6 protein-coding genes are annotated in these 15,309 nt (G+C 55.4%); 2 read left to right on the top strand and 4 right to left on the bottom strand.

Annotated elements, in window-relative coordinates:
* Nucleotides 1-128: 128 nt before the first annotated feature.
* Nucleotides 129-749 carry an HAD family hydrolase gene (locus NHH03_RS19145; RefSeq protein WP_253158626.1) on the bottom strand — a complete coding sequence of 207 codons (621 nt, stop codon included), beginning with the start codon at nucleotides 747-749 and terminating at the stop codon, nucleotides 129-131.
* Nucleotides 750-1,520, bottom strand: a complete 771-nt coding sequence (locus tag NHH03_RS19150; protein ID WP_253158628.1) for a class II aldolase/adducin family protein — start codon at nucleotides 1,518-1,520, stop codon at nucleotides 750-752.
* Between the two features lie 235 nt (nucleotides 1,521-1,755).
* Here NHH03_RS19150 and NHH03_RS19155 point away from each other — a divergent pair, with 235 nt between their 5' ends.
* Nucleotides 1,756-10,092 carry a tetratricopeptide repeat protein gene (locus NHH03_RS19155; protein WP_253158630.1) on the top strand — a complete coding sequence of 2,779 codons (8,337 nt, stop codon included), beginning with the start codon at nucleotides 1,756-1,758 and terminating at the stop codon, nucleotides 10,090-10,092.
* Nucleotides 10,093-10,120: 28 nt separating this feature from the next.
* Here NHH03_RS19155 and NHH03_RS19160 read toward each other — a convergent pair whose 3' ends face one another.
* Both NHH03_RS19160 and NHH03_RS19165 read right to left on the bottom strand, forming a co-directional pair.
* Nucleotides 10,121-13,321: an efflux RND transporter permease subunit gene (locus tag NHH03_RS19160; protein ID WP_253158632.1), complete on the bottom strand. Its 3,201-nt coding sequence runs from the start codon at nucleotides 13,319-13,321 to the stop codon at nucleotides 10,121-10,123.
* 93 nt (nucleotides 13,322-13,414) lie between these two features.
* Complete coding sequence (locus tag NHH03_RS19165) at nucleotides 13,415-14,905, bottom strand: efflux RND transporter periplasmic adaptor subunit (RefSeq protein WP_253158633.1); 1,491 nt, start codon at nucleotides 14,903-14,905, stop codon at nucleotides 13,415-13,417.
* Nucleotides 14,906-15,062: 157 nt separating this feature from the next.
* Between NHH03_RS19165 and NHH03_RS19170 the strand changes: the two genes are divergently transcribed.
* Nucleotides 15,063-15,287 (top strand): DUF542 domain-containing protein, encoded by a 225-nt coding sequence (locus tag NHH03_RS19170; protein WP_253158635.1) that lies wholly within the window; start codon nucleotides 15,063-15,065, stop codon nucleotides 15,285-15,287.
* Nucleotides 15,288-15,309: the final 22 nt, after the last annotated feature.

The following is a 15,309-nucleotide window of genomic DNA, read 5'->3' on the forward strand; positions in this document are numbered from 1 at the left end:
CTGAACCGTGGCCGGTCCAGCTACGGTAGGGAGAGAATCGTCGTAGCTGATCCCGCCAGGGTTCAGTCGGCCGGGGTGTGCGAGGAATTCTGAACCGTGGCCGGTCCAGCTACGGTTGGATGCAACGTTCATTCACCGAAATACTGCTGGATCACCGCTTTGGCGTCATCACCGCCGACACATTGGTGTGCGTTCCATCCCCGCTGGCTGGCCGCAGCGACGTTTTCCGGTTTGTCATCGATGAACAGAATCTGATCGGGGCCGACTTGGGCGGCCTTCTCGGCTGCCGCATAAATCCCCGGACCCGGCTTCATCGATTTGACTTCGCAGCTCAAAATCTGGACGTCGTAATCGATTTGAGAAATCGCCCAGGGTTGACGGCGAATCCAATTCCAATGCGCCTGGCAGGTGTTGGACAACACCCCAATGCGCCCTGCGCGGCGACGCGCCAGATTCACCACGTCGACCATCGAATCGATCGGCGAAAACATGTCACTGATCGCAGTCAACAAATCTTCTTTCGACAAATCGCCGTCAGCGACCTTCAGTTGTTCACGCACCAACATGGCAAACCCATGGCCGGTGATCTCGCCCTGTTCATAGCGTTCTTGCAAGCCACTGTCGTAGATCAACTGTCGTGCCGCATCAACCGAGACGCCGGTCAATTTCGCCACGTTGCGACAGGCGATCTGGGGATCAAACCGAACCAGCACGTTGCCGAGGTCAAAGTAAACGAATTCAATTGCCATTTAGCTGTCCCAACCAGGCATCTCTCGATTCAATTTTCGCAACATCGCGTTCCAAACCATCCGCACATCTTTTTCGTGAAACGGTTCGTATTGCCGGGCAGTGTGCTCCAATACTTTTTCGCTGGGCATCAGCGGGTCGTCGGTGATCTTCATCGTGTTGATGTGGATCTCACAGGACTGGTGCAAATAGTGCATGTAGTAAAACGCTTCGGGCACGGATTGACCGACCGTCAACAGACCATGATTTCGCATGATCATGCAATTCAATTCACCCAGATCCTGCACGATTTTATCGCTGACGTCCATGTCCAACTCGATGCCGCCGAAATCGTGATAGGCGACTCGATTATGAAACTCCATCGAGATCTGGGTCAGTGGCAGCAATTTCTCTTTTAGCGCGGAAACCACCATTCCGGCCATCGAGTGGTTGTGCATGATACAGCCCGCGTTGGGCCGGCGGGTGTGTATCGCCGAATGGATCACAAACCCCGCCGGGATGAACGATTGATCGGGCTGGTCGATCACGTTGCCCTGCACATCGACTTCTAACAAACAGGCCGGCGTGATCTCTTCCGACAAATAGCCTTCGGGATTGATCAAATACGTGTCAGGCTGGCCCTGCCGACCCGGCAATCGGACGGAGATATGGTTGAACACCATGTCGGTCCAACCGAATAGCCCCGACAGCCGATACGCGGCGGCAAGCTGGCGTCGCAATTCCTGGTTGGTGGTGGCCGTGTCTGGTGTGTTGCTGGTCTGTATCGAAGTCATTCCGGTGCCGTTGTAAAATCGCAGTGTTCCACAGGCTGACAATCATAACCGCCGGCACAGGCAACTGGATACATGGCTCAGCGACCAGGTTTCCTGACATTCTTTTTACACTCTGCGGGCAACTTCCCGGACGGATCGGTGTCAAAGATCAAGTAGAGTGGATGATCCGCTTGTCTTCACGGCCTTCTCTGTACTCATCCGCTGCTCGCCACTTTCAACGTTGTTGGAGTTTGTCATGTCTCGGCCAACGAATCATCTGATTCTCCGATTGTCCGTCTGCGCACTGCTATCACTCGTGTGCGTTCGCTTTGCCGCTGGTGAGGATACTGCCGCAGAGACGACCGCTCGTCCCTCGATCACTGAATTGCCAGAAATCCCAGCGGCAGTGCATCAAGCCATGCAGTCGCGTGACTATCCCGATGCTGTCAAAGCGATTGAGGCCGAACTGCAACGCGATCAACTTGAGCATGCCGACTATCTGATCTATCTCAAAGGCATCGCGCTGTCGCAGTCCGACCAACGCGAGTTGGCATTGAAAACATTTTCCGAGCTGGAGACTCGGTTTCCTGAAAGCCCCTGGGTCAGCCGTTCACGGTTCGGACGTGCCAGCATCGCGGTGATGAATCGACAGTACGACCAGGCAGGTGAGCTCTACCGCCGCGAAGCCGAGCGATTGTTGTCGCGAGACCGCAAAGACGAATTGGCGGGGATCTATCTGGAATTTGCCGATCGCTTTTTTGAAGGCACCAAAGCCAATGATCCCTCGGGCAATCGAGAACCGGATTTTAACCAAGCGTTGGAGTTCTATCGCGAAGCAAAAAAACTGGGGCCCTCCATCGATCAGCAGCAACAGATCGAATTTCAGATCGCACGCTGCTCCGAACAACTGAAGGACTGGACAACAGCCAGCACCGCTTACGACAACTTTTTAAAACAACACGGGATCGACAGTCCGGAATCCGGCACCGCCGCACCGGTGTCGTTGCGCTCGGCGGCACTGTATCGATTGGGGCTTTGCCAATTGGAACTCGGGCAACCCAGTGCGGCGCGGCGCAGTTGGCAATCGTTCTTGTCGCAATACGATCCGCCGACCGGGCAAGACCCACAGAGTCTGGAACTGGCCGATCGACTGGCAAACGCCAAGTACCGCTTGGCTCAGACCTATGGAATCCCCAACCCCGCGACGATCGGTGATCTGGAACTGGGCGTTGCTCTCGCCGAACAGTTTCTACAAGCCTATCCCAAACATCCGCTGGCCGCGAAAGCGGAACTTGAAATCGCTCAGGCCTATGAAACGCATCGCCGCAACGGCCAAGCCGTACAGCGTTTGGAATCGTTGATCGCCAACCCGGACTATGGAGATTCACCACAGCTAGCGGTGGCACGACGAATGTTAGGCCAATCCTATCTGGCACAAAATGAGTTCCAGAAAGCGATTCAAGCGTGGAAAGGTTTTCTAGAGAACCACCCCACCGATCCTCACTGGCCAGACGTCCAACAGCAAATCATTTCCGCTGAATTTTCCGCTGCCCAGCATGCCCTCTCGGCCGACGACTACGACCAGGCGCGTCAGCTATGGCAGACATTTCTGAATAAGTATCCGTTGGATGGCCGCGCGCCAAAGATTTTGTTTCAGTTCGGCCAGATGAATTATTTGGCGGCTCAAAAACACCATCGCCAACGTGTCGACCTAGCAATCAAACAGGGGCAATCCGCAAACGATGTCACGCTCGATGACACCGGTCGCGAGTTGTATGAGAACGCAATCGCCGATTGGAAACGGTTGGTCGCCAAGTACCCGGAAACCGAGGAGGCGTCGCTGGCATCCTATCAAATCGGTGTGACCCTCGAGGACCAACTCCAGCGTCGCAAAGAGGCGTTGGAGTCGTACAAGAAAGTCACTGGCACCCAGCAATCGAATGCCCAAGTGCGAATCGCGCGGCTGACCCAACCCGAGTTGGAGGTGCTGACAAAACGCAAGTTTCGCAGCGATGAATCCGCCAGCATCGTGTTGACCACCCGCAACCTAAAAAACGTTTCGGTCTCCATCTATTCGATCGACATGGCGGACTACTTTCGCAAAATGCATCTGGCCACCGGCATTGAAAAGCTGGACATCGCCTTGATTGATCCCGACGAACAGTTTCAACACGACGTCGCGGACTACGAAGCATTCAAACGCGTCGAACAAGAACTGCAACTGCCGATCAACGGTCCGGGAGTGTCGGCCGTCACGGTTAGCAGCGACACGATGGAAGCAACCACGATGGTGATCGTTAGCGACCTGGATATGATCGTCAAATCATCTCGCAATGAACTGTTCGTGTTTGCCCAGAACATGCGCACCGGAAAACCCGCCGCCGGTGTCAACGTGCTCGTCAGTGATGGCAATTCTGTGTTCGAAGAACGAGTCACTGCTGACGACGGAACTTTGAAAACAGATTCCGATCGACTGCGAGACATCCAAGATTTACGCGTCTTTGCAATCACCGACGGTCACACCGCATCGACTGTCACGAATTTGCAAGGTTTAGATTTTGCCGTCGGATTGGTTCCCAGCGGCCACCTGTTTACCGACCGGCCGATCTACCGACCCGGTGAATTGGTCAATATCAAAGGCATCGTTCGTTGGGTCGATCAAGACCGATTGACGTTTCGCGAGGGCCAGACGTTCACACTGGATATTTATGACTCGAGGGGACGGACCCTGAAAACGGAAACGCTGGAACTCAGTTCATTTGGAACGGTGCACACGAATCTGATCCTCCCTGAAAGCACCGCTCCGGGCAATTGTCGTCTGCACCTGCATCGACCCTCCGGCCCCGATCAGGCGGCGCTGTCGTTTGAGTCGGAATTCCAGGTCAAACAATACAAATTGGAACCGGTGCAACTGTTGATCGAAACTGACAAAGCCGTTTACTTTCGCGGTGATGAAATCTCCGCCACAGCCAAGTTGCAATATTCCTATGGCGCACCGCTTGCCGGTGAAACGATCACGTATTCCCTGGGCGGCGACCAGGAATTGCAGACGGCGACGACCGACGATCAAGGGCAGGTGGAATTCACCCTGCCGACGCAGCGTTTCAGCGAAACCCAGGCCATCGTGCTGAACGTTCAGTGTACCGAGCGCAGTGTGGCGCAGACGCAAGTCATCTTCCTGGCCACGCGTGGATTTCAGTTGACCGTTGATACCACCCGTGATGTTTACATCGCCGGTGAAACGTTTGATGCCACTGTGGATGTCAAAGCGCCGACCGGTGACGGAGTGAAAACAAAATTAAAACTCGAATTGTTGCTGGTCACTCAAAATGGCAACGTGACCGGGGAACGGTTGGTCGAATCCTTTGCATCCGAAAGTGATCCGGAATCCGGACGGGCCAGGCAGACGTTGAGTGTCGCCGCGGCCGGGCGTTACCTGCTGCGAGCCACCGGCAAAGACCAATTCGGAAATTCGGTCAGCGCTCAGAAACGTCTGGAGATCTCGGGCGATGAAGATACAACCCGTCTTCGAATTCTGGCCGACAAACACCATTTCCAAGTCGGCGACCAGGCACGCGTGCGACTGCACTGGCGGGAATCCCCTGCGCTGGCATTGGTCACCTTTGAAGGTGCATCGGTCTTGGGGCACCGCATTGTTGATTTGGTCGAAGGCGAAAACGCCATCGACATTCCGATGCAGGCACACTTGGCACCCAATTTTCATTTGTCCGTCGCCGTCATGAAACGCAATCACTTTCATCAAGCGACCAGCGAGTTCTTTGTGGCGAAACGGTTGCAGGTGACGCTGAAACCGTCGGAAACACAAATGCAACCGACCGACCAGGTCACCGTGGAGATCGAAGTGACCGATTCAAGTGGCAATCCGGTGGAGGCCGAATTGGCACTGGCATTGGTTCAGGCCAATCTGATGGATCAGTACGGCCAAAATCGTATCGCCATCATCGATCGATTTAGCAGTGGGATGCGGCAACGCCAGTTCCGACAAACCTCCAGTTGCACGTTCAACTACTCGACGCAAACAAAATCCATCGACGACGCTCTGCTGGTGGAATCCGAACGCCGTTCTCGCCGTGAACTGGAATTGGGGGCGCTTGCCATGCTAGATCGCAACGGTGACGAAATTGCAAATCGATCCAATCTGTGGATGCTGATGGACGATCGTGGCGAACTTCGTGCCCAAGTCGGCGGCGGTATGGGTGGTGGCAACATGGACGCACCGAATGCAGCCTATTCCGTTCCAGACGCGCGGCTAAACGATCTATTTGGTGATTCGATGGAGCAGGCGATGATTCCGCAGCAACAACGGTCGCCTAACTCCACCGTGATGTATGATTCCAGCGTTCCCAGTAGTGGACCGATGGATCAATTTTCAATTGTTGCCAGCCAGGCAACTGTGGTGGACCACGTTTACAATGCTTACATCAACGGACGCGGCATCGCAGACGGTTCACTGCGTTCTCCTCAGGACGCTGGAAAAGCGTTGCGGAAACTTGAATCGTTGGATTTCGTGCAGCACGGCCAACTCGATCAAGTCGACGTGAAATGGTTGCAACAACGCAATGTGACGGTCAATAGTTTGATGCAAGACGGCACCCTGATGGCCGTGAATGGATTGGATGTGCGGCAAGTTCAACAATTGACCAGCGATCGCGGCGCCCGAGTGTTGGCAGGCGCGACCAGCGGCGAGACCGGGTTTTGGGCGCCGGTGATCGTCACCGATGACCAAGGTAAAGCGACGGTAGAGATTACGATGCCTGCCGAGACCACGGCTTGGCGATTGGAATCCAGCGCGATCGATCGTGATTCATTAGCGGGATCTACAACCGTCGATTTGGTGACGTCAAAGTCTCTGTTCGGCCAGTTGAAAACACCGGCCGCCTTGACACAGGGCGACCAGGCCGACGTGGAAGTTGAAATTCACAATGCCCTCGAAGGCCCCCGCACCATTCTGGTCACGTTGAAATCGACGATGGGAAACACGTCGACCGAGCAGCGCGAAACGCTGCGTGTTGACGGTCCTGGGATCCAACCGCTGTCGTTCACGATCCAACCGATCGAATCGGATTCGGTGCAGTTTCAGTTGACCGTCGCAACAGCCGATGTGGCCGGCGACAACACGCTGGTCACGGTTCCCGTCCTTCCCTACGGATTCCCGGTTTACCAAACCGCCAGCGGAACCGCATCACAAAGTACGCTGGCGCTGATCGAAATGCCGGCCGATCAACAAACACGTGGCCAGTCATTGGAGTTGTTGATTGGCGGGAATATCAATCAATCTCTGTTGGATAGTTTGATCCGGGGCGATGTGCTTTTGCCGCGGCGCTGTGTCGCGACGAGTGTTCTGTCACGCAGCGCATCGGATTGCATGGGTGGCGTTGCACTGTTGAAAATGATTCGTCAGTCAACGCAAAAGGATTCGCCTCAGGCCGCGCAAGTCTCGGCGATCGTTGTCAGTGCGATCAGCAACTTGGTCGCCGCGCAGCGAGACGACGGGGGTTGGAGTCTAAGTGGGCGCAGTGACGGGGCCAGTGACCCGATGTTAACCGCACGTATCATGTGGTCACTTTCGATGGCGCGGCAATCGGGATTTCCAGTTTCCAACGAGCAATTTGAGAAAGGCACCGCGGCACTCAAGACTGCGTTTGCCGAAGAATCAAATCTGAATCGACAATCGGTCTTGTTGTCCGCCCAGGCACAGTGCGGGTGTGGCGATTTTGCACTCGCCAATCGTCTGTATCGTGAACGAAACCGATTGGACTCCTACGGAATCGCGCATCTGATGCTGGCTCTTTCGGCACTCAAACGCAACGAAATGGCAGCGGAACTGGTGACGTTGATCAAACCCACGCCGCCGGCATTGTTCGCATCGACCGCTCAAACCGAAGTTCAAATCAACGCCACGGAATTATTGGCGTTGCAGAACATGAATGCTCAACCCGATCGGCGGGCCAAACTGGCCGAACGTCTGCTGTCACAGCGCAGCGGGGCAAGGTGGCCGATCGAATCGGACAATGGTCCGGCGATCGCGGCACTTGCGGCTCATTTCGGATCAACTCCGCCCAGCCAAGAAAAAATCTCATTGAAAGTTTTCATCAATGATCAACTCTTTCAAAATCTAACCATCGCGCCGACGGATTCGGGGCAACAGTTCCAAGTCCCGGAATCGTTTTTGGTCGCCGGACAACAACGGATCGAGTTTGAATTGCAAGGGCGCGGCGAGTTTTCCTACAGCGCCGTGTTGCAAGGGTTCGCCGACGCTGACTCGATCAAGGATACGACCAAGGATTGGAAAGTCAGTCGACGCTACGAGCCTGATGAATTGCGATTTGATGGGCGTCTGATTCAGCGTGGACATCGCGTGATCAATGGCAGCTATTCCTGGACGCCGAACCGTTTAACCGAATTACCGGTCGGCCAGCGCGGCAAAGTCACATTGTCGCCGCGTGTCCGCTATCAAGGCTCGCAGCCGATACAAGCCTACCTGATGCTGATTGAACCCATCCCAGCCGGATGCACCGTGTTGGAGGAATCGATCGACGGTGTGTTCGACCGCTATGAAATCACACCCGGTGCAATCACATTTTTCCTGGGGGATTCACGCCCACCGAGTGACATCCGCTACACCTTGGCCGGCTATCTGCCCGGCACCTACCGAGTCGCCCCGTCGGTGCTGCGCAGCTATTTTTCGCCGTCGCAAATCGCGGTCTCAAAACCGGCATCGATCAAAGTGCTTGCGGCCGGTGAAAAGTCAGCGGACGAGTACAAATTGACTCCGGACGAATTGTTCGCTCTCGGAAAGGCCCATTTCGATCGAGCGGAATATCAACAAGCGTTCGACCATTTGAGTCAACTGCACAGCGAATGGACATTGGACGCGCAGCCGTACAAAGAATCGGTGACGTTGCTGTTTCGCGCAGCGATGCAACTGAAGCTGCATCCGGAAACCGTCCGCTATTTTGAAATCATCAAAGAACGATTTCCGGACGTCGAATTGTCGTTCGAAGAGATTTTGGACGTGGCCGGAGCCTATCGTGAAATCTCGGAATACGAACGGAGTTATTTGGTCTACCGAGCGACCGTTCAAGCAAGTTTTGAACGTGAGAACCAGGTGGCGGGGTTCTTGAACGCACGCGGCGAATTCCTTCGCAGTGTCGAAACCATGGAGTCGTTGCTACGTGACTATCCGGCGGAATCGTATGTCGCCACGGCCAGTTATGCCTTGGCTCAAGAGGTCTATCGCCGTGCCGGTGCGGTTGCCGACGATCAAAAACTGCAGGACGCCGGAGTGACGCGTGTTGATTTGATCGCCGGTTCCATTCGGATGCTGGACCATTTTGTCACCAATTGGCCAGAGGATCCATCCAGCGATCAAGCGAGTTTTGCCTTGGCGACCGCGTTGATTGATTTAAAGCAATACGATCGCGCGATCGATCGGGGCCAACAGTATGCAGCGCGTTACCCCGAGAGCCGTTTGCTGGATTCGTTCTGGTACATCATCGGTTTCTGCTACTTCGAATTGCAAGATCATCAGAAGGCGTTGGAAATGTGCCGCAAGGTCGCCGAAGCGAGTTTCGAGGACCCACAAACCGGATCCACCCGCCAAGCCGACAACAAGTGGGAAGCGATTTACATCATGGGGCAGATTCACCACAGCCTGGGACAAGCCGCCGCCGCGATTGATGAATACGCCAAAGTCAGCGAACGATTCAAAGACGCTGCCGAGGCGATCGACTATTTCAACCGCCAATCGATCGGCTTGCCCGACGTGACGACGTTACGGCCAGGCGATGAAGTTCAGGTCGAGCTGAAACACCGGAATTTGGCAGAAGCCTTTGTCAAAGTCTATCGAATTGATTTGATGAAATTCGGATTGACCCAACGCAACTTGGATCGAATCACCGCCATCAATTTGGCCGGCATCAAACCGTATCACGAAGAAACGATGAAACTCGGTGACGGCAAGGACTATCGCGACCGTCAAAGTCAACTGGATCTACCGCTCAAGGAACAGGGTGCGTACCTGGTCGTTTGTCGCGGTGAGAGTCTGTACGCGTCCGGATTGGTCGTGATCAGTCCGCTGGACCTGTCGGTTCAAGAGGATGCGGTTTCCGGCCGCGTACGTGTGAGTGTAAAAGATCAAACCAAAGATGCCTTTGTCGCTGACGTCGATGTCAAAGTGATCGGATCGGCTAATGAGAAATTTGTCTCCGGACGAACCGATTTGCGAGGCTTGTTCGTCGCCGATGCAATTCAAGGGACGAGTACAGTGATCGCGGTCAGTCAAGACAACCAATACGCCTTCCACCGCGGTACGCTGCGGTTGCAAGATTCTTCCGTACTGCGTGCCAAAGAACGGGAACTCGGCCAGGCCGGCAATCCTTTTGGTGGCGGTCAATCAGATCCCTTCAGCGAGGACGCCCCACAGGCTGCCGAAGGTGAGGAATCGGGTAAGAAAGCCTTGCTGGACAACCTGTTCCGACAAAACGGGATCTTTCAACAAGAGCAAAAGATGAACATCGATGGATTGATGAACAACACCCGCGAAGGCATCCAAACCAAGGAAGCGTATTGAACCGATCCTCGCCTGCAACCAGCTTGGCTCAGGCGTTCTGTTTGCCGTGACCGGCTAATTGACGCAGCACGACATAAAAGATCGGTGTCAAAAACAGTCCGCAGATTGTCACGCCGATCATCCCGCTGAAGACGGCTGTGCCGAGCGCTCGGCGCATTTCGGATCCGGCGCCGGTTGCGATCACCAAGGGGACCACCCCCAAGATAAACGCGATTGATGTCATCAGAATCGGACGCACACGCAACCGGGCTGACGACACCGCGGCATCGAACGGGTTCTTACCGCTGTCCTCCTCCGATTTAGCAAACTCAACGATCAGAATCGCATTTTTACAAGCCAATGCGACCAGCACGATGAATCCGATTTGGGTCAGGATGTTGTTGTCCATGCCCATCAACCAGACACCGCCGATGGCAAATAGCAACCCCATCGGCACGATCAGAATCACAGCCAATGGCAACAACCAACTTTCATACTGTGCCGAGAGTGCCAGAAAGACGAACAAGACGCACAGCGGGAAAATGAACAATGCGGTGTTGCCGGCCAGTTTTTCTTGGTACGACAAATCGGTCCATTCATAACCGAAACCTTCGGGCAGCCTCTCGTCGGCCAAACGTTCCATCACCGACATCGCCTGCCCGGTGCTGACACCTGGCAATAGGGCGCCACTGATGTCGGCAGCCGGATACAGGTTGTAATGGACGACACGATCCGGTGCCGTTCGCTGATTCATTCGCACCAGCGATCCCAGTGGCACGATCGATCCATTGCTCGATCGAGTCCGCAATTTCAACACGTCATCCGGATCGGTTCGGAACTGGGAATCCGCTTGCGCGGTGACGCGATAGGTGCGGCCAAGGAAGTTGAAATCGTTGACATAAACCGATCCCAACGCAGTTTGCAACGTATCGAACAAGTTCGACAGCGGCACGTCCAAGATTCTGGCCTTGGTCCGATCGACGTCGGCATACAGTTGGGGCGTGTTGTTGCGGAACATGGTGTAAACCATTGCCATGCCGGGTTGTTCCATCGCCGCCGCCGCCAAGTCCGTGGCAACCGATTCCAATTGGTCGGAACCGGCGCCGCTGCGATCCTGGACCTGCATCTTAAATCCACCACCGGTACCGATGCCGGGAACGGGAGGCGGCGGGATCACCAGCACATTGGCTTCATCGATCACTGCAGTGCGTTGACGCAGTTGAGCTAAAATCTCATCTGCCGTTTGTCCTTGCGCGGCGCGTTCTTTGGAATCCGACAGGGTGACAAAGACCGCTGCGGCATTGGAATTGTTTGCCCGGGTCGCACCGCTGAAACCGACGACCGAAACGGCATGGGCAATCCCAGGCACCTCCATTGCGATTTCTTCAATGTCTTTGGCGACCTTTCCCGAACGTGCCAGCGACGCACTCGGGGGCAGTTCGATGCTGACAATGATATAGCCCTGGTCTTGTTGCGGGATGAACCCGCCGGGCACGTTGTGGAATCCCACCCACGTCAGCGCCAGCAGGCCGGCATAAATGATCATGCCAACGAAACTGACTCGGACCAGACGCGCTACGATCCCGGTGTAGGTGTTGACGCCGCGGTCAAACAGCCAGTTGAACCCGGCAAAGAACCATCGTAGCGGCGCGCCCAACGCACGCATCAGCCACTGGCCGATGCGGCGTCCGCGACTGGCGGGAACCGCATTGGTGTCGACCGCGGATTCGCCGGCGCTGCTGCGAACCGGTTTGCCACGCAACAGCAGGGCACACATCGCGGGGCTTAGCGTCAGCGAGACAACCAGTGAAATGGTCGTCGAAACGGCGATCGTGATTGCGAATTGGCGATAGAATTCGCCACTGATACCGGGGATGAAGGAGGTCGGCACAAACACGGCGATTAACACCAGCGTCGCGGCGACCAACGCCGAACCGACTTCGCCCATTGCTTTATGCGCAGCATCTCGCGCCGAGAGTCCGCGTTCGATCCAATGCTCGACATTTTCAACCACCACGATCGCATCGTCGACCACAATTCCGATCGCCAGTACCAGGCCGAACAGTGACAGATTGTTCAAACTGAATCCGAGTGCCATCATCACGGCGAACGTCCCGATCAATGACACCGGGATTGCGACCACTGGAATGATGGTCGCACGCCAGTTTTGCAGAAATAGGAACACCGTCAGCACGACCAACACCGTGGCTTCGATCAAGGTGCGGAAGACTTCGTTGATCGATTCTTCGACGAACTTCGTCGGGTTGTAAGCGATTGCGTGCTCCAAACCGATCGGAAACTCTTCGCTCAACCGATCCATCAGCTCGACAATGTTTTCGGCGGTGGCCACGGCGTTGGATCCGGGACGCTGAAAGACCGCGATCCCGATGGCTTCACGGCCGTCCAGGTAGCTGCTGGTGGAGTAATCTTGTGCGCCCAATTCGACTCGGGCGACGTCTCCCAAGCGGACCAAATTTGATCCGTCACCCGTTTTCACGATCACCTGCTTGAACTGTTCCACATCCTCCAACCGTCCTTGGGTGCTGATGTTCAATTGAAAGGCACCCTGTGCACTGTTGGTCGGTGGTTGTCCGATCGCACCCGCTGCGACTTGAACATTTTGTTCGCGGAGTGCGGCCACCACGTCGCCGGTTGTCATGTCCAGGGTCGCCAGGCGTTCGGTGTTCAACCAAATTCGCATGCTGTATTCGCGGGAACCAAAAATGGTGACGTCGCCGACACCGTCTTGGCGCGCCAAGACGTCTTTGATCCGCAGCAAGACGTAGTTGCTGATGTAGAGTGCGTCGCGCGAATCATCGGGGGAAAACAGGTGCACCACCATCAGCATGTCCGGCGAACTTTTGCGGGTCGTCACACCGACTTGGCGGACTTCCGCAGGCAGCCGGGGTTCGGCCAAGGAAACGCGGTTTTGCACCAAAACTTGAGCGTCATCCAGATCGGCGCCCTGTTCAAAAGTGATCGTCAATTGCATCGTACCGTCGGAGGTCGAGGACGATTCCATGTACAGCATCCCCTCCACGCCATTGATTTCTTGCTCGAGCGGCGTGGCAACGGTTTCAGCGACGATTTCGGCAGTCGCCCCGGCATATTGGGCACGCACCACGACGGTCGGCAACGCGATGTCCGGATACTGCGAGACCGGTAGGTTCACGTACGCGAGGCCACCGACCACAACGATCACAATTGAGATCACCGTGGCAAAAATCGGCCGATCAATGAAGAAATGCATGACGTGGGGTTCAGTCGATTTCGATGGTGGGGCGGCATGCTAGACGGAGCATATCCGGCGCGGGATGACCGCAAACAAGGGATCAGTATTCTGCTACGAAGGGTCGTCTGCTGTCGCAGCTTTCGCCGGGTCAGCCGCGGCATCCGATGTCGAACCAGTGGGTGTTTCAACCCCTGCTTCCGTTGGCGTTTCGTTCGGCGATGCTTCGTACAGTTCCGGTTGTTGCGAATCTTCGGTCTCGACAGCCACGATGGTTTTTGCGCCCTTCTCGGCACTCAACACTTGGACGGGATTGTTGGCACGGACCCGTTGCAATCCACTGATCACCACTCTGTCGTCGGCTGAAATCCCGTTGCGGATCACACGCAACCCATATGCCAATGGACCGGTTTCAATCACCCGCATCTGTGCTTTATTTTCGGCGTCCAGGACGTACACAAATTTGTCGGACTGGTCGGCTCCGATCGCTTCATCGGGCACCAACAAGGCATCGTATTTCGTTGAACTGGCGATCCTGGCTTTGGCAAACATTCCCGGAGTCAACAGGCCGTCGGGATTTTGAAATCGGGCACGCGCGGTCATCGTGGCCGTGTTTGGATCGAATCGGTTGTCGACGAAATCAATGAATCCGATGTGAGGGAAATTGTCTTCGTCAACTAACTCCAGATAGGTTGCGTAGCGGACATCGCGAACGCTGCGCCGCGCACCCTCCTGGACCAAACGTTTGAATTTCAAAACTTGTTGCTCGCTTGCATCGAAGACGAAGTAGATCGGATCAAGCGAGACGATGGTGGTCAACAGAGTGGATTGTTCTGATCCGCCGCTAATCAAATTGCCTTTCGTAACATAGCGACGACTGATGCGGCCCGTGATCGGCGCTCTGATTTCCGTGTACTCGAGGTTTAACTCGGCTTCGCGGAGCCGTGCTTTGGCGGATTCAATGGCCGCCGTGGAAGTGGCGATTGCAGCTTGCGCCAGTGCAATTCCCGCATTGGCTCCCTCCAACTGCCCACGTGCTTTTAAGAATTGATTGCGTGAGAGTTCGACTGCCGACTGCGAGGTCGCATTCTGCTTTTGCAACGACTTTTGGCGGTCGTAATCCGTTTCCGCAAAATCCGCTTCTGCGGTTGCGCTTTCTTTAATCGCATTGGCCTGGGCAAGTTGGGCGTTGGACTGAGTCAAACTCGCCTTGGCTTCCTCCACTGCCGCCTTGGCATTGTCCACCGCAGCGCGGTAGGGACGCTGATCGACGATGAACAACAGATCCCCCTTGGAAACATCGTCCCCGTCTTGGATCGACTTTGATCCTAGACTGCCGCTCGCGCTGCCGTCGAGCAGCGTTTGGTCCGATTTGGCATCCAGTAGGTAGCCACCGACGCGGGAGCGGACCTGGACAAAGTCAACCGCCTCTAATCGGCCCGTGAATTCGTCCCATTCGACGATCGATTTGACCAGCGGTGTGGAAACACTGACAGCCGGCGGAGGCGGTGCCGACCGATCAGGCGACGTGGATCGACCACAGCCGACCAATCCGAGCGTCGAAAACAGGCAAATCAGTTGCAATGGCGTGAATGAATGCGTCATGATTGGCTGGGTCGCCTGGCCGCGTGAAAATGAGGGGTTCAATTGGATCATATCCGCGGCGACACCGTAGCATAAACAGCGGCCCGATTGATCACCCCCCCTTTTTTGTTGTGCCGACCATCCATCGGTTGGAAAGGAGAACGCTACAATCGAAAGCATGCACTGTGATCTCGACACCAGTCTTCCTGACTGGATCATCGACTATCCCGAAACCACTCGTATTTTTTCCGAGCTGGGAATGGACTGTAGCTGTGCAGGCAAGTCGCTGCAGTACGTTTGCCACCAGCATGGATTGAACCCGGCGGACATTTTGCAACGGCTCAAGCAGGCGGTCGCGAACAGTGAGTCGCACTCTTCTTTGGGGCCTCGGTCAACGCCGTAGCTGATCCCGCCAAGGGTTCAGT

This window comes from Stieleria tagensis (genome assembly GCF_024129865.1).
Lineage (GTDB): Bacteria > Planctomycetota > Planctomycetia > Pirellulales > Pirellulaceae > Stieleria > Stieleria tagensis.

Excerpts from the sequence above, each read along its gene's own strand:
- NHH03_RS19145 (WP_253158626.1), bottom strand. The coding sequence starts at position 749 with ATGGCAATTGAATTCGTTTACTTTGACCTCGGCAACGTGCTGGTTCGG.
- NHH03_RS19150 (WP_253158628.1), bottom strand. The coding sequence starts at position 1,520 with ATGACTTCGATACAGACCAGCAACACACCAGACACGGCCACCACCAAC.
- NHH03_RS19155 (WP_253158630.1), top strand. The coding sequence starts at position 1,756 with ATGTCTCGGCCAACGAATCATCTGATTCTCCGATTGTCCGTCTGCGCA.
- NHH03_RS19160 (WP_253158632.1), bottom strand. The coding sequence starts at position 13,321 with ATGCATTTCTTCATTGATCGGCCGATTTTTGCCACGGTGATCTCAATT.
- NHH03_RS19165 (WP_253158633.1), bottom strand. The coding sequence starts at position 14,905 with ATGACGCATTCATTCACGCCATTGCAACTGATTTGCCTGTTTTCGACG.
- NHH03_RS19170 (WP_253158635.1), top strand. The coding sequence starts at position 15,063 with ATGCACTGTGATCTCGACACCAGTCTTCCTGACTGGATCATCGACTAT.